Annotated in this window: 17 protein-coding genes; 13 read left to right on the forward strand and 4 right to left on the reverse strand. The window is 68.3% G+C overall.

All coding sequences use genetic code 11. The annotated features are described in order from the left end of the window. Positions 1-23: 23 nt before the first annotated feature. Both ACZ5PO_RS00120 and ilvD read right to left on the reverse strand, forming a co-directional pair. The gene (locus tag ACZ5PO_RS00120; protein ID WP_464188995.1) at positions 24-3,626 is read right to left on the reverse strand and encodes an indolepyruvate ferredoxin oxidoreductase family protein; all 3,603 of its coding nucleotides are present in this window, start codon (positions 3,624-3,626) and stop codon (positions 24-26) included. Positions 3,627-3,812: 186 nt separating this feature from the next. Further along, positions 3,813-5,732, reverse strand: a complete 1,920-nt coding sequence (gene ilvD, locus ACZ5PO_RS00125) for a dihydroxy-acid dehydratase (protein ID WP_464188997.1) — start codon at positions 5,730-5,732, stop codon at positions 3,813-3,815. Between the two features lie 498 nt (positions 5,733-6,230). Here ilvD and ACZ5PO_RS00130 point away from each other — a divergent pair, with 498 nt between their 5' ends. From ACZ5PO_RS00130 to ACZ5PO_RS00175, 10 genes are all read left to right on the forward strand, one after another. Beyond that, a complete protein-coding gene (locus ACZ5PO_RS00130) occupies positions 6,231-7,016 on the forward strand; it encodes a MetQ/NlpA family ABC transporter substrate-binding protein (protein ID WP_464189000.1) in 786 nt (261 codons plus the stop codon). A 47-nt stretch (positions 7,017-7,063) separates the two neighbouring features. Next, entirely contained in the window at positions 7,064-8,245 is a 1,182-nt protein-coding gene (locus ACZ5PO_RS00135; protein ID WP_464189002.1) for an acyl-CoA dehydrogenase family protein, read from the forward strand. A gap of 138 nt (positions 8,246-8,383) precedes the next feature. Continuing rightward, the gene (locus tag ACZ5PO_RS00140; protein ID WP_464189004.1) at positions 8,384-9,784 is read left to right on the forward strand and encodes an LLM class flavin-dependent oxidoreductase; all 1,401 of its coding nucleotides are present in this window, start codon (positions 8,384-8,386) and stop codon (positions 9,782-9,784) included. A 343-nt stretch (positions 9,785-10,127) separates the two neighbouring features. Beyond that, on the forward strand, positions 10,128-10,829 hold the full coding sequence (locus tag ACZ5PO_RS00145; RefSeq protein WP_464189006.1) for a dienelactone hydrolase family protein: 702 nt from the start codon (positions 10,128-10,130) through the stop codon (positions 10,827-10,829). Between the two features lie 44 nt (positions 10,830-10,873). Further along, positions 10,874-12,067: an ABC transporter substrate-binding protein gene (locus ACZ5PO_RS00150; protein WP_464189009.1), complete on the forward strand. Its 1,194-nt coding sequence runs from the start codon at positions 10,874-10,876 to the stop codon at positions 12,065-12,067. A 42-nt stretch (positions 12,068-12,109) separates the two neighbouring features. Next, a complete protein-coding gene (locus ACZ5PO_RS00155; RefSeq protein WP_464189011.1) occupies positions 12,110-12,958 on the forward strand; it encodes a branched-chain amino acid ABC transporter permease in 849 nt (282 codons plus the stop codon). Then, entirely contained in the window at positions 12,958-13,884 is a 927-nt protein-coding gene (locus ACZ5PO_RS00160) for a branched-chain amino acid ABC transporter permease (protein WP_464189013.1), read from the forward strand. The genes ACZ5PO_RS00155 and ACZ5PO_RS00160 overlap by 1 nt, the downstream gene beginning before the upstream one ends. Continuing rightward, positions 13,881-14,654 carry an ABC transporter ATP-binding protein gene (locus tag ACZ5PO_RS00165; protein ID WP_464189015.1) on the forward strand — a complete coding sequence of 258 codons (774 nt, stop codon included), beginning with the start codon at positions 13,881-13,883 and terminating at the stop codon, positions 14,652-14,654. Before ACZ5PO_RS00160 ends, ACZ5PO_RS00165 begins: the two co-directional genes overlap by 4 nt. Next, the gene (locus ACZ5PO_RS00170; protein WP_464189017.1) at positions 14,644-15,417 is read left to right on the forward strand and encodes an ABC transporter ATP-binding protein; all 774 of its coding nucleotides are present in this window, start codon (positions 14,644-14,646) and stop codon (positions 15,415-15,417) included. Before ACZ5PO_RS00165 ends, ACZ5PO_RS00170 begins: the two co-directional genes overlap by 11 nt. A 12-nt stretch (positions 15,418-15,429) precedes the next feature. Next, on the forward strand, positions 15,430-16,725 hold the full coding sequence (locus ACZ5PO_RS00175; protein WP_464189019.1) for a hypothetical protein: 1,296 nt from the start codon (positions 15,430-15,432) through the stop codon (positions 16,723-16,725). 63 nt (positions 16,726-16,788) lie between these two features. On the opposite strand, the gene ACZ5PO_RS00180 is transcribed toward ACZ5PO_RS00175, so the two are convergent. Next, positions 16,789-17,703, reverse strand: coding sequence for a DUF1989 domain-containing protein (locus ACZ5PO_RS00180; RefSeq protein WP_464189022.1), 915 nt, complete (start codon positions 17,701-17,703; stop codon positions 16,789-16,791). A gap of 13 nt (positions 17,704-17,716) precedes the next feature. Then, positions 17,717-17,899: a hypothetical protein gene (locus ACZ5PO_RS00185; RefSeq protein ID WP_464189024.1), complete on the reverse strand. Its 183-nt coding sequence runs from the start codon at positions 17,897-17,899 to the stop codon at positions 17,717-17,719. Between the two features lie 152 nt (positions 17,900-18,051). On the opposite strand from ACZ5PO_RS00185, the gene ACZ5PO_RS00190 reads away from it, so the two are divergent. The 3 genes from ACZ5PO_RS00190 to ACZ5PO_RS00200 all read left to right on the forward strand — a co-directional run bounded on the left by ACZ5PO_RS00190 (position 18,052) and on the right by ACZ5PO_RS00200 (position 21,032). Further along, positions 18,052-18,741: a GntR family transcriptional regulator gene (locus ACZ5PO_RS00190; protein ID WP_464189026.1), complete on the forward strand. Its 690-nt coding sequence runs from the start codon at positions 18,052-18,054 to the stop codon at positions 18,739-18,741. Between the two features lie 393 nt (positions 18,742-19,134). Beyond that, positions 19,135-19,872, forward strand: a complete 738-nt coding sequence (locus tag ACZ5PO_RS00195) for a flavin reductase family protein (RefSeq protein WP_464189028.1) — start codon at positions 19,135-19,137, stop codon at positions 19,870-19,872. A gap of 47 nt (positions 19,873-19,919) precedes the next feature. Beyond that, positions 19,920-21,032 (forward strand): BMP family ABC transporter substrate-binding protein, encoded by a 1,113-nt coding sequence (locus ACZ5PO_RS00200; RefSeq protein WP_464189030.1) that lies wholly within the window; start codon positions 19,920-19,922, stop codon positions 21,030-21,032. The last annotated feature ends 101 nt before the right edge of the window (positions 21,033-21,133 follow it).

A 21,133-nucleotide genomic window follows, 5' to 3' on the forward strand; every position in this document is an offset into this window, starting at 1 on the left:
GCCGCGGCCGACCGGGCCATCCCTCACGCCGCCTTGGCGATCTCCGGCTTCGCCGCCGGCTCGTGCGGGATGGCGTCAAGTACCGGGCCGAACGGCACCGCGAGACCCAGCGCGCCGGCCAGCCGCTCGGTGGCCGCCTTGTAGCGAGCCACGTTGCCGAGCTTGACGTGCTCGTAGCCGCGCACCAGGTCCGGCGTCTCGGCGAGTTCCGCGGCAAGGTCGTAAGTGGCCGGCTCGAGCCTGGCGAAGGCCGCCGCGAGCAGCGCCCGGTAGTGGGTGATGAGCGCCCGCTCCACGCGGCGCACCTGGGTGCGGCCGAGGAGATCGAGCGGCGTGCCGCGCAGCGGCTTCATCGCCCTGAGCAGGCGGAAGGCCGGCCTGAACCAGGGGCCCAGCTTGACCTTCTTCTTGACGCCGAGGGCGCGCAGGAAGGTGGGGTGCAGGTGCCAGGAGACGCGCGCCTCGGGCCCGAACGCATTCGTCAGCCGCGCCTCAGCCTCCTCTGCCAGCATCAGCCGCGCCACCTCGTACTCGTCCTTGTAGGCCATGAGCTTGTAGAGGTTGCGCGCCACCGCCTCAGACAGCCCCCGCCGCCCGCCGCCGGCCCGCACCTCGACGGCCAGCGCCGCGCGCACCACGCCGGCGTAGTCCTTGGCGTAGGCCTCGCTCTGGAAGGCGATCAGCTCCGCCACGCGCACGCCCAGCAGCCGCTTCAGCTCGCCGTCGGCGCCGACGCCGTCGACGATGCGCGCTGCGGCGAGGCTGACGACGGCCGGCGCCGGGGCAGTCGGCGCCGCGCCCGCCGGGGCCTCTTCGCGCCGCGCGGCGGCGGCCACACGGGCCGGATCGGCCACGCTGAGCCGACCCCAGCGGAAGGCGGCGAGGTTCATGGGCACAGCGGTGGCATTGAGGCGGATCGCCTGCTCGATGGCCTCCGCCGGGATCGGCAGCGCGCCCTGCTGGTAGGCCGCACCGACCAGCAGCAGGTTGCAGGCCATATGGTCGCCGAGCAGCCGCTCGGCCAGATCCTGCGCATCGAAGAAGATGTTGTGGTCGGGCCGGCTGGCCGCGTTGATGCGGTCAGTGAGCCGGCTCAGCGACGGATAGGCCTTGTTGGGGTTCGACACCATCTCGCCGGTGGGCACCCGCGTCGTCGACACCACCGCCACCGTGCGGTGCGGCGCGGCCATGGCAATGTTGTTGGGGTTCACGGCGCCGAGCGGATCGAACACTAAATAGAGGTCGGCGCTGCCGCTCGACACGGTGGGGGCGCCGTCGACCGGGCCGCGGCTCACCTTGAGGTGGGAGATCACCGGCCCCGCCTTCTGGCTGGAGCCGGTGTGGTCGTAGGTCTGGGCATGCAGGCCGGCGATGTTGGCGGCCGTGCCCAGGATCTGGTTCACCGTCACCACGCCGGTGCCGCCAATGCCCACCAGCCCGGCGCTGAAATCGTCCGCCGGCACCAGCGGCCGCGGCTCGGGTAGCACCACATCCTCGGGGAACGCCGCCGCCACGATCTTGCGCGGCTCGGCCTTGCCGGCCGTCGTCTCCACCGTCATGAACGACGGGCAGTCGCCGAGCAGGCAGGAGAAATCTTGGTTGCACGAGGATTGGTGGATCTGCGTCTTGCGGCCGAACTCGGTCGCCACCGGCTGCACGCTGAGGCAGTTCGACTTGGCGCCGCAATCGCCGCAGCCCTCGCACACCCGCTCGTTGATCATCGCCGACTGGCGCTTGTAGGCGAGAGCGCCGCGCTTGCGCTTGCGCCGCTTCTCGGCGGCGCACTGCTGGTCGTTGATCAGCACGGTGACGCCCGGCGTGGCGGCGAGCTCGCGCTCCGCCTCGACCAGATCGTCGCGATCGCGCACGCTGGCGCCGGCGACATCGACGCCGCCGTATTTCTCCGGCTCGTCGGTGGTGATGACGACGCGCTTGACGCCCTCGGCGGTCAGCATGCGCACCATGTCCGGCACGGTCATGCCGCCGGGCACGTCCTGGCCGCCGGTCATGGCGATGGTGGAGTTGTAGAGCAGCTTGTAGGTGACGTTGATGCCGGCCGAGACGGCGAAGCGCACGGCCAGGCTGCCCGAGTGCGCGAAGGTGCCGTCGCCGAGGTTCTGGAAGAAGTGGCCGGTGTCGGAGAACGGCGCCAGGCCGACCCACTGGGCCCCCTCGCCGCCCATCTGGGTGAAGCCGACGACGTCGCCGAACACCGGGCCCATCCATAACGTCATGATGTGGCAGCCGATGCCGGCGCCGACGACCGAGCCCTCGGGCACGCGCAGGCTGCGGTTGTGCGGGCAGCCGGAGCAGAAATAGGGCGTGCGCGCCGCGGCCGGCGAGCTCACGGCGTTACGGTTGCGGTCGAGCAGGTCGATGCGCTCGTCGATCCCGGCCGGCGACGGCACGACGCGGCGCAGCCGCTTGGCCAGGGCGCGCGCGATCAGGTCGGCGGAGAGCTCGCCGTGGGCGGTGAGCAGCGGCGCGCCGGTCTCGTCCGCCCGCCCGACGACACGCGGCCGCTCGGGGCCGTCGTAGAGCAGGTCCTTGACCGCCGTCTCCAGCGTCGGCCGCTTGTCCTCGATGACGACGATCTCCTCCAGGCCTCTCGCGAACTCCCGGATGATCTGCGGCTCGATCGGATAGATCATGCCCATCTTGAGGATGCGCACGCCGGCCGCCTCGAGCATGGCGTCGTCGAGGCCGAGGTCGCGCAGGGCCTGGCGCAGGTCGTAGTAGGTCTTGCCCACGGTGATGAGGCCGATGCGCGGCCGCTTGGGCTCGAAGGTGATGCGGTTGAGGCCGTTCAGCCGCGCGTACTGGCGGGCGATCTCGTGCTGGCCGTAGACGATGCGCCGCTCCGCCTCGATCAGCGCGCCGCCGGCCTCGTTGACCCTGAGCCGCGGCACCAGCGGCTGGCCGTCATAGAGAACCTCGGGGATGACGGGCGCGATGCGCGCCGGGTCGACCAGCGCCGTGCCGGCGCTGTCGGCCACGTCGGTGACCAGCTTGAAGCCGACCCACAGGCCCGCGGCGCGCGACAGCGCGTAGCCGTGCAGGCCGAAGTCGACGACATCCTGGACGTTGCCGGGGCAGAGCGTCGGCATGTAGAGGCTGGCGAAGACGCCGTTGGAATCGGACGGGAAGATGGTCGAGCGGGCGTGCGGATCGTCGCCGGCGACGGCGAGCACGCCGCCGTTCCGGCCGACGCCGCGGAAGTTGGCGTGGCGGAAGGCGTCGATGGAGCGATCGACGCCGGGCGCCTTGCCGAACCACATCCCGTAGACGCCGTCGTAGCGGGCCTTGGGCACCCCGTGCAGGGCCTGGGTGCCGTAGATCGCCGTCGCCGCCAGCTCCTCGTTGAGGCCGCGCCGGTGCACCACGTGGTGCTCGCCGAGGATGGCCGCGTTCTTCTCCATCTCATCGTCGACGCCGCCGACCGGCGAGCCTGGATAGCCGCAGACGAAGCCGCCGGTGTTCAGGCCGCCACGCATGTCCGCCCGCCGCTGGTCGAGCAGGATGCGCACCAGCGCCTGGATGCCGTTCAAGTAGATCGCCCCGCTCTCCAGGGTGTAGCGGTCCTGAAGCGAGAAGTCGGCGTTGAAGGTCTTGGGGATCGCGTTCATCGGCGTCTCGCTTCGCAGAATGTCGAAAGTCTCGCGATGCACGTCCGGCGTCATGGCCGGGCTTGACCCGGCCATCCATCGTCGCATCGACCTCAGCCCGGCAGGGCTGGCTATATGTCGCGCTCCCCGGCGGATGGATGGCCGGGTCAAGCCCGGCCATGACGGCTGAGGACGCCTGGAGCGCCGTCACTCGCCCGGCTGGGGCGCCGTCGTCCGCGGCTCGGCCTGCAGCAGCCGGCCGGCCAGCCCCGGGTCGGCGGGCGCGACCTGGCCGAGGTCGCGGACGGCGCCCTTGGCGGCCGAGGTGACGAAGGCGGCATAGACCCGCAGCGCCGTCGAGACCGCCCGTTCGCGCGGCTTGGGCGTCCAGGCCGCGGCACCCCGCGCCTCCATGCGCCGACGCCGGTCGGCCAGCTCGTCTCCGGCCAGCTTGAGGTGGACCGAACGGGCGGGCACGTCGAACTCGATCTCGTCGCCGTCCTCCACCAGCCCGATGGCGCCTCCGCCCGCCGCCTCCGGCGAGACGTGGCCGATCGAGAGGCCGGACGTCGCCCCGGAGAAGCGGCCGTCGGTCATCAGCGCGCAGGATTTGTCGAGCTTGAACGACTTCAGCATGGACGTGAGCTTCAGCATCTCCTGCATGCCGGGGCCGCCCCTTGGCCCTTCGTAGCGCACGACGACCACGGTGCCGGGGGTGACGACGCGGGAGGCGATGGCGGACGCCGCCTCGTTCTCGCTGTCGAACACCATGGCGCGGCCGGTGAACTTCAGCATGCTCGGATCGACGCCGGCGGTCTTCAGGATGCAGCCGTCGACGGCGAGGTTGCCGTAGAGCACGCTCAAGCCCCCGTCGGTGGAGTAGGCATGGGCCATGTCGCGGATGCAGCCGCCGGCGCGGTCGAGGTCGAGGCTCGGGTAGCGGCGTGCCTGCGAGAAGGCCTCGATGGTGATCACCCCGCCCGGTGCCGCCGAGTAGAGCCGCTTGATCTCCGGATCGTCGGTGCGGCGGATGTCGTAGGTGTCGATGGCTTCGCCAATGGTCGGCGTGTGGACGGTGTGAACCTCACGATGCACCAGGCCGGCGCGGTCGAGCTCGCCGAGCAGGGCAAAGACGCCGCCGGCCCGGTGCACGTCCTCCATGAAGTAATTGGGGCTGGAGGGCGACACCTTGCACAGATGCGGGGTGATGCGCGAGATACGGTCGATGTCGCCCATGGTGAAGTCGACCTTGGCCTCGTGCGCCGCCGCCAGCAGGTGCAGCACCGTGTTGGTGGAGCCGCCCATGGCCACGTCGAGCCGCATGGCGTTCTCGAAGGCATTGAACGTGGCGATCGAGCGCGGCAGCACGCTCGCGTCGTCCTCCTGGTAGTAGCGCCGGCACAGCTCGACGATCTGCCGCGCCGCCTGGAGGAACAGCTCCTTGCGGTCGGCATGGGTGGCCAGCACCGAGCCGTTGCCGGGGAGCGACAGCCCCAGCGCCTCGGTGAGGCAGTTCATGGAGTTGGCGGTGAACATGCCGGCGCAGGAGCCGCAGGTGGGGCAGGAATGCTCCTCGATCGCAGCCACCTTCTCGTCGGAGGCGCTCGGATCATGCTGGATGACGAAGGCCTCGACACCGGAGAAGCGCATCTCCTCGCCCTCCCAGGTCATGCGCCCGGCCTCCATCGGGCCGCCGGACACGAAGATGGTCGGGATGTTGAGGCGCATCGCCGCCAGCAGCATGCCGGGGGTGATCTTGTCGCAATTGGAGATGCACACCAGCGCGTCGGCGCAGTGGGCATTGACCATGTACTCGACGCTGTCGGCGATGAGATCACGCGACGGCAGCGAGTACAGCATGCCGTCGTGGCCCATGGCGATGCCGTCGTCGACGGCGATGGTATTGAACTCCTTGGCGACGCCGCCGGCCGCCTCGATCTCGCGCGCGACGAGCTGGCCCAGGTCCTTCAGGTGCACGTGGCCGGGCACGAACTGCGTGAACGAATTGGCGATGGCGATGATCGGCTTGCCGAAATCGCCGGTCTTCATGCCGGTCGCCCGCCACAGGGAGCGGGTGATGGTCAGGTTGCGTCCGAACGTCACTTTGCGCGAGCGCAGATCAGGCATGCGATCCTCCCACCAGATCGTTGGTCTCTCCGGGGTGTCGCGGCGGACCTGATGGGTCACGCCCCGCCCCCGTGTTGCGGCATCGCCCGACGCAAGCCGACCGGCCGCTTCGGAGCTTAGAGGGGAGGATAGGCCAGGACTGTCAAAAAGCAGACAGTTTGTTGGAGCGGTTTTAAACTGCCGCACGATCGGCCATGCCGCCGCGGCCTTTGTCTACGGACGTCAAGCTCCCCTTCCTTGCTGCAGGCCGCCATCGCTTGTCACGGCCCGCTGACCCGCCCGGGTGTCGCGCCGCCTGCGAAGCTCGAGCCACCCGACGCACGGTTCATGCTCCCGCGCCGGGCGTCGCCGAAATGAGAATTCAGCTTCGAGACAATAATGGAAAAATATTACCCTTCTCCATCGGTTTTCAATCAAATATGCTGCTATTCAAGGATATACCGAGCAGGAAATCGTCTTGTGATTAAATATTCGCTGAAAATTTTCGCTGCGGCCTTTATGTACATCGGACTACTGTCGGGCGCTTCGCTCGGCCAGGCGGACACCGGCAAGAAGGAGCTCAAGGTGGGCTTCGTGCCCGGCCCGTACATCGACGAGTTCCGGGTCGGCGTCGAGCCCTGGCTCGTCAAGCGCGGCTATACGATCAAGTACTACAATTTCAGCGCCGGCCTCGAAGCCAACAACGCCGTGTTCAAGGACGAGATCGACGCCAACGTGATGCAGCACACCGTCTACCTGAACTCCTACAACGACCGCAACAAGACGGACCTCGCCGGCATCGTCCACGTGCCGACCCCGCCGATGGGCCTCTACTCCAAGTCGTACAAGGCTGCGGCCGATGTGAAGGCGGGCGCCAAGGTCGCGGTGCCGAACGATCCGGTCAATCTGGAGCGCGCGCTGAAGATCCTGCGCGAGCTCGGGTGGATCGAGCTCAAGAGCAGCGGCAACCCGATCGATGTGACCGAGCTCGACGTCATCAAGAACCCCAAGGGCGTGAAGATCGTGCCCCTGGAGGCGGCGCAGGCGCCCAGGGCGCTGGACGACGTCGAGCTCGCGGCGATCCAGGGCAACTTCGCGATCTTCAGCGGCCTGAAGCTCTCCGAGGCGCTGGCGCTGGAAAAGATGACGACGCCCTACATCAACGTGGTGGCGATCCGCAAAGGCAACGTCGATACGGCCTGGGCCAAGGACATCGTGGCCGCCTACAAGTCCGACGACTTCAAGGCCGCCATTCGCGCCGACCGGTTCTACGACGGCTTCAGGCTTCCCGATTACTTCGATTGAGCACGCCGGTCTCCGGATCTCTTTCCACCCGCGAACGGGCCGTCGGCATGAGCTTCGACCTCGATACGTCTGATCCCTATCTCGCCAAGGCGGTGGAGCTGCGCCAGCGCTTCGCCGTGGATGCGGTCGCCCGGGACAAGCAGGGCGGCCGGCCGCTCGAGCAGCTCAGTCTGCTGAAGGCGAGCGGCCTGCTGACGCTCACCATTCCCACCGCCTACGGCGGCCAGGGGCAACCCTGGTCGACGGCGCTCCGCATCACCCGCGAGTTCGCCAAGGTCGACGGCTCGCTCGGGCACCTGTTCGGCTATCACTTCGGCTCGGTGCACGGCGCCTATCTGGGCGGCAGCCTGGACCAGGCCGCCGATCTCTACCGGCGCTCGGCCGCCGGGAACTGGTTCTGGGGCAACGCCCGCAACAGCTTCTCCAGGACGCTGTTCGGCCGGCGCGACGGCGCCGACTACGTGCTCGACGGCTACAAGCCGTTCACCTCCGGCTCCCACATCGCCGACTACCTGCAGATCTCCTGGCTCGATCCGGAGGGACGGGACTTCACCTTTGCGGCGATCCCCACCGACCGGGCGGGCCTCACCATCCACGATGATTGGGACGGCATCGGGCAGCGCCAGACCGGCAGCGGCCGCGTCAGCTTCGACGCCGTCCGCGTCCACGAAAGCGAGGTGCTCGACGGCCGTAGCCATGCGGGCAAGCCGTTCCAGTCGGTCGGCGTCCTCTTGCAGCAGAGCACGCTGCTGAACGTCTTCATCGGCAGCGCGCAGGGCGCCCTGATCGCGGCGCGGGACTATACGCGCGAGAGGTCCCGCCCCTGGATCTACGCGGGCGTGGAGAAGCATACCGACGATCCCTGGGTGAAGCGCACCTACGGCGACCTCTACATCAAGACCCAGGCCGCGACGCTGCTGGCCGACCGCGCCTTGGACGCGCTCGACGACGTCTGGGCGCGCGGGTTCGACCTGACGGAGGGGGAGCGCGGCGAGGCCGCGATCGCCGTTGCCGCGGCCAACGCTTTCGCCGGCGATACGGCGCTCGAGGTCACGAGCAAGATCTTCGAAGTCATGGGCGCCCGTTCCGCCACCAACAGCAACGGCTTCGACCGCTTCTGGCGCAACGTCCGCATCCACACGCTGCACAATCCCGCCGAATACAAGATCCGCAACGTCGGGACGTGGTTCCTCGACGGCGCCTATCCGGAGCCGGGGATCTTCCAGTGAGAGCAGTTGTGCTCCATCGCGCCGGGAGGCGGGAGCGCATCGCTGACGACGTCGCGAGCGGGCTGGGGGCGGACCCCGCCGCCGGGCGGATAGCGGCCACCGCCTGATCCAGACAGCCGCCCAACGAAGGACCCGCACGTGCCCAAGCAGATACGCGTCAACGGCTTCGCCATCCACGCGCCGGTGCATCTGTCGCCGGGGCTGTGGACGCATCCGCGCGACCGCTCGCTGGAGTTCAACACCCTCGGCTATTGGACCGACGTCGCCCGCATCATGGAGCGCGGCAAGTTCGACGCCCTGTTCATCGCCGACGGCATCGGCATCCACGACATCTATGCCGGCAATGCCGATGCCGCCCTGCGCAGCGGCGTGCAGGTGCCCAAGTACGATCCGATGCTGCTGGTGTCGGCCCTGGCCAACGTCACCGAGCATCTCGGCTTCGGCATCACCGCGTCGGTCTCCTACGAGCCGCCGTTCACGCTGGCGCGGCGCTTCTCGACGCTCGACCACCTGACCAGGGGCCGCATCGCCTGGAACGTGGTCACCGGCTATTCGGCCGCCGCCTCGCGCGCCGTCGGCCGGCCGGGGATCAACGCCCACGACCTGCGCTACGACATCGCCGACGAGTTTCTGGAGGCCGTCTACAAGCTCTGGGAAGGCAGCTGGGAGGACGGGGCGGTGCTGCGCGACAAGGCCGGCCGCGTCTTTGCCGATCCCAGCAAGATCCATCGCATCGAACACCAGGGCGAGCACTTCCGGCTCGACGCCATCCACCTCGTCGACCCGTCGCCGCAGCGCACGCCGTTCCTGTTCCAGGCCGGCGCCTCCAACCGCGGCCGCGATTTCGCGGCCAGCCACGCCGAGGCGGTGTTCCTCGGCGATTCCGCGAAGGCCGCAGCCGCGGAGACCGTCGCCGACATCCGCCGCCGGGCGGCGGCGCGCGGGCGCGACCCCCACGACATCCGCTTCTACGGGCTGATCACGGTCATCGTCGGGGCGACCGAGGCGGAGGCGCAGGCCAAGCTCGCCGACTATCGGCAATACGTCGACCTCAAAGGGGCACTCGCCCTGTTCTCCGGCTGGACCGGCATCGACCTCGCAGCCTATTCCCTCGACGATCCGTTCCCGATCATCCGCAAGGACAACGCCGTCACCTCGATGGTCGATGCCTTTGCCCGATCCGAGAAGGTGTGGACCATCCGCGAGGTCATCGAGCACACCACCATCGGCGGCCGTGGCCCGCTGGCGGTGGGCTCGCCGGAGCAGGTCGCCGACCAGCTGCAGGCGTGGGTCGCCGAGACGGACATCGACGGCTTCAACCTGAGCTACGCCATCACGCCGGACGGCTACGCCGATTTCGTCGATCTCGTGGTGCCCGAGTTGCAGCGCCGCGGCGTCTACCCGACCGATTACGCGCCGGGAACTCTGCGCGAGAAGGTGTTCGGCCGCGACGGCCGCCTGCCCGACAGCCATCCCGCTGCCCGCCACCGGGTGCGGCCGGCGGCGGCCGCACCAGCGCGCGCAGCGGTCCCGGCCTGAGCCTCCGGGGGCTCACTTTGTGCCACACAATTATTCTAGCCGGACGGCAGATGACGACATGATCATCTCTCTATAGCGGCAACTTTGGATTGGAAAATCATTGACCTCATAGGTCATAAAGATGACTTTCCCGATCGATCCGGGGTGAAGCGGCCCCTGACGAAACCGAACATCGCTCGTCCACTGCGCGCTCGCCGATCCCGGCCGGGCGGCGAGCGCCCCGAGCATGATCCCAAAAAGTGGACGCCGGTTTTCGGACCGGATCAGGCTCAAGATAAATGCAGAGTGCGGGATGATAATTCGAAGAAGAATCGTCCGGCACTATGCCTAACGACGGGGTGCCATGACAGGCTTCATCACACTGACCAGCAAGGACGGCCGCCCCTTCCAGGCCTATCTGGCGACGCCGGAGACGCCGAACGGCGGCGGGCTCGTCATCCTGCCGGAGGTCTACAATGTCAACGCTTGGGTCAAGGGCGTCGCGGCGCGCTATGCGGCCCAAGGCTACACCGTGCTCGTCCCCGACCTGTTCTGGCGCCAGGAGCCTGGCGTCCACCTCGACTACGATCAGCCCGAGCGGGCGCGCGCCCAGGGCGAGGAGGTCGACGTCGACGGCGTCGTCAGCGACCTCGGGCCCCTGGCGGCGTGGCTGCGCACGCACCTGGGCGATGGCGCGAAGGTCGGCGTCGTCGGCTTCTGCCTCGGCGGCCGCCTCGCGCTGCTCGGCGGCGTCCGCGAGCCGGTCGACGCCGTGGTGTCCTACTACGGCGTGAAGCTCGACCAGCACCTCGACGAGCTGCCGCGCCTCGCGGTGCCCGCGCTGGTCTACTTCGGCGCCGACGATCCCTGGATTCCGGCCGAGACCGTCAATGCGGTGGAGACGCTCTTCCGGCAGAGCCCCAACGTGCGCTTCTTCCGCTATCCGGACACCGGCCACGGCTTTGCCCGGGAAGGCTATGCGCCCTATCGGCCGGCAGCCGCGACGCTGGCAGAGCAACGCGTGCTCGAGCTGTTCGCCGAGCAGATCGCGGCAAAGCCCGCCTGACCGCACCTCGAACACCCGTTCCCGACGCCCCCAATGGAGCCTCCATGTTGCGCCTGATCAGGCATGCGGCGCTGGCCGCAACCGTCCTCTCCGCCATCGCGGGCGCTGCCGGCGCGCAGGCCCAAACGCAAGAGCAGGGCCAAGCCCAGGAGACGCTCAAGATCGGCGTCCTGGGCACGCTCACCGGCCCCGGCGCCACCTGGGGCCTCGCCATCGACGGCGGCGCACGCATCGCCGCCGACGAGGTCAACGCCAAGGGCGGGCTCAAGGTCGGCGACAAAACCTACAAGGTCGAGATCGTCGCCTATGACGATCAGTACAAGGCGGCCGCCGCCGTCACCGCGCTCAACCGCCTCGCCGGCCCGGACGGCGTGCGCTACGTCCTGGGCCCGATCGGCTCGGCCTCGCTGCTGGCGATCAAGCCCATCACCGAGCGCGACAAGATCGTGCTGTTCACGGCGAGCTGGTCGGCCGCCGTGCTCAAGGACAGCAACTACATCTTCCGCGTCGGCCCGACGACGCAGGAGTTCACGCCGGCGACGATCGCCTGGCTGAAGCGCACCCATCCCGACGTCAAGCGCATCGCCACCGTGTCGGCGAACGACGAGACCGGCTGGAACAGCCAGCGGATCCAGAAGGAGGCTTATGCCAAAGCCGGCCTCGAGGTGGTGGCGGCCGAGCACTTCGAGCGCCAGCAGACCGACTTCCGCGCGCTGCTGACCAAGTTGCTCGCGGCCAACCCGGACAGCATCGAGCTCGACACCACCCCGCCGCCGACCGCCGGCCTGATCATCCGGCAAGCGCGCGAGCAGGGCTACAAGGGCCTGTTCACCAAGTTCGGCGGCTTCGACGCGGCCGAGATCGTGCGCACTGCCGGCGCCGAATATGCGGAGGGCGTCGTCGGCATCTCCCAGGGCGATCCGGCAAGCCCCGAGTGGGCGCGGCTGCGCGCCGGTTACGCCAAGTACCATAAGAACGAGATGGGCGATTTCGTCTTCCTGTTCTACGACGCCGCCCGCCTGCTGTTCGCCGGCATCGAGAAGGCCGGCACCGCGACCGACGCGGACAAGGTGGTGAAGGCCATCGAGCAGTCCGCGCCCTTCCCGGGCACGGTGGGTCCGCTCACCTGGGGCGGCAAGGAGGCCTACGGCGTCGATCACCAGATCTACACGCCGCTCTTCTTGGTCGCCATCCAGCAGGGCGCCGGCCGGGTCATCGGCAAGGTCGAGCTGCAATAGGCCATCGCGGCGTTCCCTCGCCGTCATGGCCTTCATCCTACCATGTTTCAGCAATTCCTCGTCATTCTGGCCCTGTCCGCGGCGATCTACATGCTGTTGGCGCTCGGCTTCACGCTGATCTTCGGCGTCATGCGCGTGGTGAACTTCGCCCATGGCGAGTTCGTCATGCTCGGCGCCTACGCGCTCTACGTGGTGCAGGATGGGCTGGGCATCAGCTATGCAGCGGCACTGCCGCTGGCGGCCGTGTTCGCGGGCCTCGTCGGCGTCGCCGCCGAGCGGCTGGTGTTCCGGCGCTTCGCCGGCGACGAGATCGGCAGCATGATCGTGGCGCTGGCGCTCGCGGTCACGCTCAAGGGCGCCGTGACGGCCATCTTCGGCACCGACGGGCCGAGCATCGCCCGGCCGATCAGCGGCGTCGTCACGCTCGGTGGGGCCATCATCCCCAAGGACCAGCTGTTCGCGGCCGTCGTGGCCCTGGTCCTCGTCGCCCTCACCCATCGCCTGCTGGTGGCCACCCGGCTCGGCCTTGCCATGCGCGCCGTGGCGCAGGATGCGGAGGCCGCGCGCCTGCAGGGCATGCGGCCCTGGACGACCTACCCCGCCGCGTTCGCCGTGGGCTGCGCGCTGGCCGGCTTTGCCGGCGCGCTGACGGCACCGATCTACGGCGCCTCGCCCGACATGGGCGACGCCGCTTTGATGAAGGCCTTCGTCGTCGTCGTTCTCGGCGGGCTCGGCAGCATCCCCGGCGCGCTGATCGCGGCCCTGCTGCTCGGCGCGCTCGATGCCGGCATCTCGATCCTGTTCGATCCGACGCTCGCCGCGCTCACCTCGTTCGGCGCCGTGATCGCCGTGCTCCTGTTCAGGCCCTCCGGCATCCTCGGGAGAGCCTGATGGGGCGTGCTGCGACCGCCCTTGCCGCACTGGTCGCGACAGGGATCGCCCTGGCGCCGTTCCTCATCGGCGACGGCTTCCTCTACCACGTGGCCATCCTGATCGCGATCGAGGGGCTGCTGGCGGTGAGCCTCCACCTCACCTTGCGCATCAGCCAGCTCTCCCTCGCCCAGGGTGGCTTCATGGGCATCGGCGCCTATGCCTCGGCCCTGCTGGCGCGGGATGTGGGCCTGCCCTTCCCCCTGGCGCTCGTCGGCGCCGTCGCCATCGCGACGGCGATCGCAGCAGCCCTCGGCACGGTCATCCTGCGCGTGCGCGGGGTGCAGTTCGCGCTGCTCACCTTCGGCCTCGGCGAAGCGATCGTGCTGCTCTTCGTCGAGTTCGTGGTGCCGTTCGGCGGCAACAACGGGCTCATGGGCATCCCGCCCGCCTCGCTCGGCCCTCTGTCGCTGCAAGCGCGCCCCGCCTTCTACGGCTTCGCGCTCGCCGTCGTGCTCGTCGTCCTCCTCGCCGTGCGGGGGTTGCTGGCCGGCACGCCCGGGATGGTGCTGCGGAGCCTCGCCGACAACGAGGCCCTGAGCCGGTCGCTGGGCACCGACGAGCTCGCCTGGCGCCGGCTGGTGTTCGCGGCGAGCGCGGCGGTGGCCGCCATCTCCGGCAGCCTCTACGCCCACTACCTCGGCTATATCTCGCCCGAGGCCTTCACCATCGGCGCCACCGTGAAGGCGCTGATCATGAACGTGGTCGGCGGCGTCGGGCTGCTCGCCGGCCCGCTCATCGGCGCGCTGATCCTGGTGCCGCTGCCCGAGCTGTTCCGCGCCAGCGTGCGCTACCAGCAACTGCTCTACGGCCTGTCGCTGCTGGCACTAATGCTGTTCCTGCCGCGCGGGCTCGGCGGGCTGCTCACCGGGCGGAGCCGCCCATGACGGCGCAGCTCGAGCTCCGCAATCTCAGCCGGCACTTCGGCGGCATCCGCGCCGTCGACGGGGTGTCCTTCGCCATCGCGCCCGGCGGCATCACCGGGCTGGTCGGGCCGAACGGCGCCGGCAAGTCGACCGTGTTCAACGTGGTCACCGGCACGCTCCGCCCGACCGGCGGAACGGCGCTGTTCGAGGGACGGCCCCTGGCCGCCGGCCAACCCGGCGCCATGGCGCGCCGCGGCCTGGTCCGCAGCTTCCAATCGACCATGAGCTGGCCGGGCCTTGGCGTGCGCCGGCACCTCGAGCAGGCGGCCCTGCTGCGCGCGCTCGCGGCGCCCGGCTTGCTGCTGCGCCGCGCGCGCATCGCCGAGGCGCGGCGGCGGGCCGCGCGGCTCGCCGACGACATCCTGGAGTTCACCGGTCTTGCCGCCGTGGCCGAGGCCCCCGTCGCCACCCTGCCCTACGGCTCGCAGAAGATCGTCGGCGTGGCCATGGCGCTCGCCGCCGAGCCCACCCTGCTGCTCGCCGACGAGCCCGCCGCCGGCCTCAACGGCGCCGAGACACTGGCCATGGAGGCGCTGCTGCGCCGCATCCACCGGGAGCGCGGCGTGTCGCTGATCGTCGTCGAGCACGACCTGCCCATGATCATGCGGTTGTCCGACCGCCTCATCGCCCTCGCCGACGGCCGCGTCATTGCCGATGGGCCGCCCGCCGAGGTCCGGCGCTCGCGCCGCTTCATCGAGGCCTACCTGGGGAGCGACACCGATGCGGCTTGAGCTCGATGGCGTCGGCGTGCGCTACGGCCCCGTCACCGCCCTCGGCGGCGTGACGTTGACCGTCGCCTCCGGCACCACCGCCGCCGTGATCGGCGCCAACGGCGCCGGCAAGTCGTCGCTGCTGCGGGCCGTCGCCGGGCTGGAGCCGCTGGCCGCAGGGCGGATCGTGGCGGACGGCGCCGATCTCGCCCGGCTGGATACCGAGGACCGCATCCGCCTCGGCATCGCCCTCTCGCCCGAGGGCCGGCGGCTGTTCCCGGAGATGAGCGCTGCCGACAACCTGCGGGCCGGCGCCTTCACCCGCCGCGACGGCCGCGCGGTACGCCGCGATCTCGACCGGGTCTACGGGCTGTTTCCGCGGCTGGCGGAGCGACGTGCCAGCCTCGCCCGCAACCTCTCCGGCGGCGAGCAGCAGATGTGCGCCATCGGCCGGGCGCTGATGTCCGAGCCGCGGCTGCTGCTGCTCGACGAGCCGTCGCTGGGCCTCGCGCCCAAGGTGGTCGGCGACATGGCGCGCGCCATCGCCGCCATCGCGGCCTCCGGCGTCACCGTGCTGCTGGCCGAGCAGAATTCCCGGCTGGCGCTCTCGCTCGCCCGCACCGGCCACGTGTTCGAGGCAGGACGCCTCGTGCGCTCCGGCCCGGCCGCCGACCTGCTGAACGACGGCCAGGTGCTGCGCGCCTACCTCGGGGAGGAGGCTGCGACGACACCGGCGGCCGGGCCGGAGCAGCCCGCTCCCGCGTCGCTGCTGAGGCAAGCATAGGAAGGATCGGCCATGTCGACGACGCCCAAAGATTACACACGCGCGCTGCGATCGCTCACCCGCTTCCCGCTGCTCGATGCCCTCTACGGCCGGCGCTCGCGCCGCTTCGGCCGCGGCATGGAGATCACCGACGGGCCCCTCGCCTACCGCTCCAAGCAGGAGCCCAAGCCCCTGAGCGAGATCGAGCGCTCGGTCCTGATCGCCGCCGGCGCCGGCCTGAGCGGCTGGAACCTCGGCATCCCCTATACGGCGGCGGGAACCGCCGATACCGGCTGCAACTACACCGTCAGGCCGATCGGCCGCACGTTTCCGAGCGGCGCCGCGGCGCAGGGCTCGGAGTTGCTGATCACCGACGACAGCGGCAGCTACATCACGCGCTTCCGCGATCTCGATCCGGCTGCCATCCGCGAATACACGCAGGCCGACGACCTGGAGCGCCTGCTCGCCGTCGTGCGCGACAATACCGTGAAGCTCAGCGACGCTCGCGTCGAGCTGCCGCGCGAGTTCCCCCACGTCTCCGCCCATAACCGCTGGGTCGCCGGCCGACCGGGCACATCGCTGTTCATCCCGGTCGGCGACCAGGTGGAATCGCTGTTCAACCAGCTCTGGATCCGCAGCGGCGAAGGCGTCGTGGTGGTCGATCCGCGCGACAAGCGCGTGCTCGGCAAGCCCGACAAGCTGATCCGGGCGGGCGTGCTGAACGAGGACCGGAAGGTGCCGCTTCCGATCATCGAAGGGGCGTCGCGCACCAGCGTCGCGGCCGAGCTCTCCATCGCCGCCTACAACATCCACCTGCTGGAGCAGGCGATCGGGCTCGGCGGCTGGCTGTTCTCGGGGCTGAACGTCAACGCCCTGCTGGGCGCCAACGCCGGGGACGGCATTCTCGGCTTCGGCTTCCGCTTCGCCCGCAACCCCGGCTGGCTCCAGCCCAACCCGCTTGGCCTCGACGGCCTGTTCGAGCCCCTGGTGCCGCCCTACGTGCGCGATATGCACGAGGCCGCCGCGCGCTTCGCCACCCGCAAGTTCGGCCCCAACGGCAATCACGAGCCGTGGCGCGCCGGGCCCTTCCGCGACAACGCCGCCGTCAAGTCGCGCATCGAGCGCTATGACGCCGCGTTCGTGGATTACCTCGGCAGCCTGGCGCAGGACATCTACGACACCTACGGCAAGTTCCCGTCCACCCAGCCGTCGGTCGGCATCGCCGTCTACACCCAGGCGCAGCATATCGACCTGGACTTCTACGACACGTTCTACGGCGACGGCGCCTATCTGCCGACGCACGCGGAGCATGACGAGGTCTGGGATTGAACGGCGTGCCGCACGCGGCCGCCTGCGTTAAACTAAAACGACATTGCTCTGCTGGCTTCGGAGTCAGCGGACGGGTCGTTCTTCGTCCCACCAGCTGAAGAAGATGTCGCGCAAGGCCGCGCCATCGTCCGTATAGAGGTCTGTCCGCTTGAGCTGATCCAGGAGGGCCTGCTCCTCCTCGTCGAGCAGCACGTCCAGCGTGCTGGTCTGGATCGGGGCGTTGGTGAACTCCGCCACATAGGAGGGATCGCGGTGCAGCTCCCGATCCGCCTTTATAGCCTTCTGCTTGAAGTCCGCGGCGGTTCGCTGCGTGCGCCAGGTAGGCAATGCGGGGATCGCGGCAAGATCTTCGTCCGTTGCTTTGAGAATGCTGATCTTCGCGGGCTTCAGGGAGAAATTGCTGGTCCGCATCACGTCGGAGCCGCAGATGTTGGGAACCGCCAGCACATCCATCAGGGCAATGAGCTCCACATAGTCACCCGGCTTGGAGGTTTGCCTGGTGATGTAAGGCCGCCCGGTGTCATCCACGCCCGTGCACATGAAGAGATTGAAGGAATCGTGGACGTCGTCGGGGGTCAATCCGTATTCGCGCTGAGCCTCGGCCTGGATGTCCTGGCAATTGGTGTGCGCGCAGAAGCCGAAGAGCGACTCATAGAGATTTGCGCTGCAGCGCGGAAAGAGCACGTCATTGGCCCCGGCCGTGTCGGCCGCGATGAACATCATCGCGCGCTCGCGGGGCGGCGCGGACCATAGGAAATCGCCCTTCGTGGGATGCAGGCCGTGCAGGGTGCGGGTCCGGCCCGCGTGGAAATACTCCTTGTAATCGTGAAGATTGAAGCAGTTGAAATCGAGGCACTGCCCGCCCTCGATCTGCTCGAGCCGCAGAACTTGGCCCTTGCGGACCTCGAGCGCCTTGCCCGTTCCCGGCTCGATGACGTGCTCGAACAGAACGTCACGCGCCTGAGCTTCGTGTGCCATGGGGTCTCTCCTCTTATCCGACGCGCAGGTTTGGACGGGTGTTCGCGTCCTGCTGCGGCAGGTGGCGGATCGCGTAGCGGCGGAGCGCAAGGGTGATGAGCGCTGCCCGATCGCTTGCGATGCCGGTTGCGAGGGTTCGGTCGACAAGTTCCAGCTGCTGCTGATTGAGAGTGATTTGGACGATGCGTGCTGCCATGGCGAAGGCTCCTGGCGGTTGTCGAGCTAGGTCGCGCATTCTTGTATACATGAATGCGCGATGTCATAGCAATCATGAATTCATAACTTCGCCGCGACCAAGCCAGAGCGCATTCTTGCGCCCAAGACGCCTGTCGCTATATGCCGTCGGTCATGGAGAGTTCGTCGCGATCCGACATTGCCTATCACGCGCTGAGGCGCGCCATCATCGAGCAGGCCCTCGTTCCGGGAACGAAGCTGCGCGAGGACGAGATCGGCGCGCATTTTGGCATCAGCCGCACCCTCGTCAGGGCAGCGCTGATGCGGCTCAGTCAGGAAGGGCTGGTGGAGATCAAGCGCAAGCGGACGGCGACGGTCGCCGTTCCCAGTCTCGACGAAGCGCGGGAGATTTTCGAGGTCCGCCACTGCCTGGAGGAGCAGGTCGTGCACCGCCTGACCTCCCAGTGGAAGCCGGAGATGGGCAAGGCGCTGGAAGAGCATGTGAGCGAGGAGGAGGCGGCGGCCCGGCGCGGCGACACCGCCTCGGCGAGCCGACTGGCCGGCGAGTTCCACATCGTGCTTGCCCGCCTTGCGGGCAATTCCCTGCTCGCGCGCTATGTTTCCGAGGTGGTCTCCCGCTGCTCGCTGATCCTGGCCGCCTATGGGCGGCCTCATGTCACCGAATGCGCCGCGAGCGAGCACCGCGGCGTGATATCCGCGCTCCGGGACGGCGATGCCGAGAGATCGATCCGGCTTATGAGGGAGCATCTTCACGCGGTCGAGACGCGGGCATTGCCGAAGCCCCAGGGGGCCGAGGACATCAGCGTCTCCGACATCCTGGCGCGCTACAGCCTGCCCCGCTGAGGCTCCGCCGGCCGCCACGGCCGGGGCCGAGCGATGAGCCTTTCAGCACACCAAGCTGCCTCCGCCGATCTCGGCATCTTTCAAAAACTTCATCTAATACAATACCTTGATATCAATCTGGGCTGCGCCCCGGCGTCGGGCGCACCGCCGATGCTCGCGGCTCTCCAGGCAAGCGTCGTCGTCAGCAAGGCGGTCTATTGGTTGGCTGCACGACTCCGCAGCCCAGGCGCGCCGCGAAGCCCTCCGCAGCTCCGGCGCCCGTTTTATGTGCATTTCGAGCCGAATCTGCACGTATTGCATCCTTGATCATACATCTCTTGCATACGAGAATTTGCATACGGTCGGCATCCATGTACGCATGACCGGACACCTATCCGTGGCAAAGCGACAGCGATGAACAGCACGCACACCCTCTTCGACTTTTCCGGGCTCACGCCGCGCCAGCGCTACAAGCTTTTGACCGGCACCGTCGTGCCGCGTCCGATCGCGCTGGTCACGACGGTGGACGAGGAGGGACGCGTGAATGCCGCGCCCTACAGCTTCTTCAACTGCCTCTCGGCCGACCCTGCCATCGTCGCCCTGGGCGTAGAGAACAAGCCGGACATGGTCTTCAAGGACACGGCGCGAAACATCCGGATGACCGAGGAATTCACGGTGAATATCGTGTCGGATGCCTTGGTCGAGCGCATGAACGTTTGCGCCATCCCTTTTCCCGTTACGGTGGATGAACTCGCCGAAGCCGGGCTGTTGGCCATCTCCGGCTCGCAGGTGAAATGCCCGAGGATCGGCGAGGCGCCGGCCAGCCTCGAGTGCCGCCGCTATGTCACGCTCGAGCTCGGACGGTCCCGGGAGATCATCCTCGGTCAGGTGGTCGCCGCTCACATCCGCGAGGATCTGGTCGATCCGCACAATCACTACGTGGACCAGGCCGGCCTCGACGCCGTCGGTCGCATGGGCGGGCACGGCTATGCGCGGACCCGGGACTATTTCGATCTTCGTACCATGACGACGGCGGACTGGGCCAACGGCCCCCCGCCGACGCGAACCGCTCACCCCGTCGGCGCCCGGTCCAGCGGGGGCGCACGTGATGCCGAAGCATCCGGGCGACGACGTGAACAATCCGAAACGTAAAAGGCCCGTGCGCGCGGCCTCTCTCCAGCCAGAAGGAGGCGGACATCATGATGACCGCAAGGATCGATCGGCGCAGCCTCGTCAAGGGGGCGGCCATCGGCGCGGCACTCGCCTCAGCCGGATGGTCCAGGGCATCGGCCGCGCAGAACCTGGTCGTCGGCGTCGTCTATGTGGGCCCGCGGGGTGATTTCGGCTGGAACCAGTCTCACGCCACGGCGGTCGCGGCACTGAAGAAGGTTCCGAACGTCTCCGTCGTCGAAGAGGAGAATGTGCCCGAGACGCTCGCCATCACGAATACCATGAAATCCATGATCGAGCTCGACGGCGCAAGACTGATCTTCGGCACGTCGTTCGGCTACTTTGACCCGTTCATGATCGATCTGGCCAAGCAGTATCCCACCGTCCAGTTCCGCCATCCGACCACGCTCTGGTCTCAAGACAAGCACCCGGAAAACCTTGGCGGATACTTCTCCTACATTGATCAGGCGCACTATGTGGATGGCGTTGCAGCGGGGCTGTCCTCGCAGACGGGCAAGATCGGCTACATAGCGGCGAAGCCCATCAGCCTTGTCCTGCGCACCATCAACAGCTTCATGCTGGGCGTGCGCAAGGGCAATCCCACGGCCGGCGTCAAGCTCATCTTCACCGGTGACTGGTCGCTGCCCGTGCGGGAGGCGGAGGCCGCGAACGCGCTGGTCAACGCCGGCTGCGACGTGGTCGCCTGCCACGTGGACAGCCCCAAGGTGATCGTCGAGACGCTGGAGCGGCGCGGGGCGAAGAGCTGCGGGCACAACACCTCGCAGGCGGCGCTGGCGCCAAAGGGCTTCATCACCGGTGCCGAAGCCAAATACGAGACCATCTACAAGGGCTTCGCCGAGCTTCTCGCACAGGGCAAGCCGCTGCCGAACATCGCCATGGGCGGCTACGACAAGGACATGGTGACCAACACGCCATTCGGCGCCGGAGCAAGCGACAAGGCGCGCCAGGCCGCCGTCGAGGCGGTGGATGCCCTGAGGGCGGGCAAGCCGGTGTTCGCGGGTCCGATCAAGGATAACAGGGGCAACACGATCGTCCCGGCGGGCCATTCGCTCGGCAACTATGCCCCGGAGCTGGAGACGATGAACTATCTCGTCGAAGGCATCGAAGGATCTGTCACCTGAAGGCGGAAATTTAGAGGCATACATTCTATCATTATTTCAGTATCGGCTCGATAACATTTTTCGATCGCAAGGCAACCCTGGCGACATTCGACGCCCGGACT

The organism is Chelatococcus sp. KU-N122 (genome assembly GCF_055391085.1).

Bases quoted from the DNA above. Each gene is read 5' to 3' on its own strand.
- ACZ5PO_RS00120 (WP_464188995.1), bottom strand. From the start codon at position 3,626: ATGAACGCGATCCCCAAGACCTTCAACGCCGACTTCTCGCTTCAGGAC.
- ilvD (WP_464188997.1), bottom strand. From the start codon at position 5,732: ATGCCTGATCTGCGCTCGCGCAAAGTGACGTTCGGACGCAACCTGACC.
- ACZ5PO_RS00130 (WP_464189000.1), top strand. From the start codon at position 6,231: ATGTACATCGGACTACTGTCGGGCGCTTCGCTCGGCCAGGCGGACACC.
- ACZ5PO_RS00135 (WP_464189002.1), top strand. From the start codon at position 7,064: ATGAGCTTCGACCTCGATACGTCTGATCCCTATCTCGCCAAGGCGGTG.
- ACZ5PO_RS00145 (WP_464189006.1), top strand. From the start codon at position 10,128: ATGACAGGCTTCATCACACTGACCAGCAAGGACGGCCGCCCCTTCCAG.
- ACZ5PO_RS00150 (WP_464189009.1), top strand. From the start codon at position 10,874: ATGTTGCGCCTGATCAGGCATGCGGCGCTGGCCGCAACCGTCCTCTCC.
- ACZ5PO_RS00155 (WP_464189011.1), top strand. From the start codon at position 12,110: ATGTTTCAGCAATTCCTCGTCATTCTGGCCCTGTCCGCGGCGATCTAC.
- ACZ5PO_RS00160 (WP_464189013.1), top strand. From the start codon at position 12,958: ATGGGGCGTGCTGCGACCGCCCTTGCCGCACTGGTCGCGACAGGGATC.
- ACZ5PO_RS00165 (WP_464189015.1), top strand. From the start codon at position 13,881: ATGACGGCGCAGCTCGAGCTCCGCAATCTCAGCCGGCACTTCGGCGGC.
- ACZ5PO_RS00170 (WP_464189017.1), top strand. From the start codon at position 14,644: ATGCGGCTTGAGCTCGATGGCGTCGGCGTGCGCTACGGCCCCGTCACC.
- ACZ5PO_RS00175 (WP_464189019.1), top strand. From the start codon at position 15,430: ATGTCGACGACGCCCAAAGATTACACACGCGCGCTGCGATCGCTCACC.
- ACZ5PO_RS00180 (WP_464189022.1), bottom strand. From the start codon at position 17,703: ATGGCACACGAAGCTCAGGCGCGTGACGTTCTGTTCGAGCACGTCATC.
- ACZ5PO_RS00185 (WP_464189024.1), bottom strand. From the start codon at position 17,899: ATGGCAGCACGCATCGTCCAAATCACTCTCAATCAGCAGCAGCTGGAA.
- ACZ5PO_RS00190 (WP_464189026.1), top strand. From the start codon at position 18,052: ATGGAGAGTTCGTCGCGATCCGACATTGCCTATCACGCGCTGAGGCGC.
- ACZ5PO_RS00195 (WP_464189028.1), top strand. From the start codon at position 19,135: ATGAACAGCACGCACACCCTCTTCGACTTTTCCGGGCTCACGCCGCGC.
- ACZ5PO_RS00200 (WP_464189030.1), top strand. From the start codon at position 19,920: ATGATGACCGCAAGGATCGATCGGCGCAGCCTCGTCAAGGGGGCGGCC.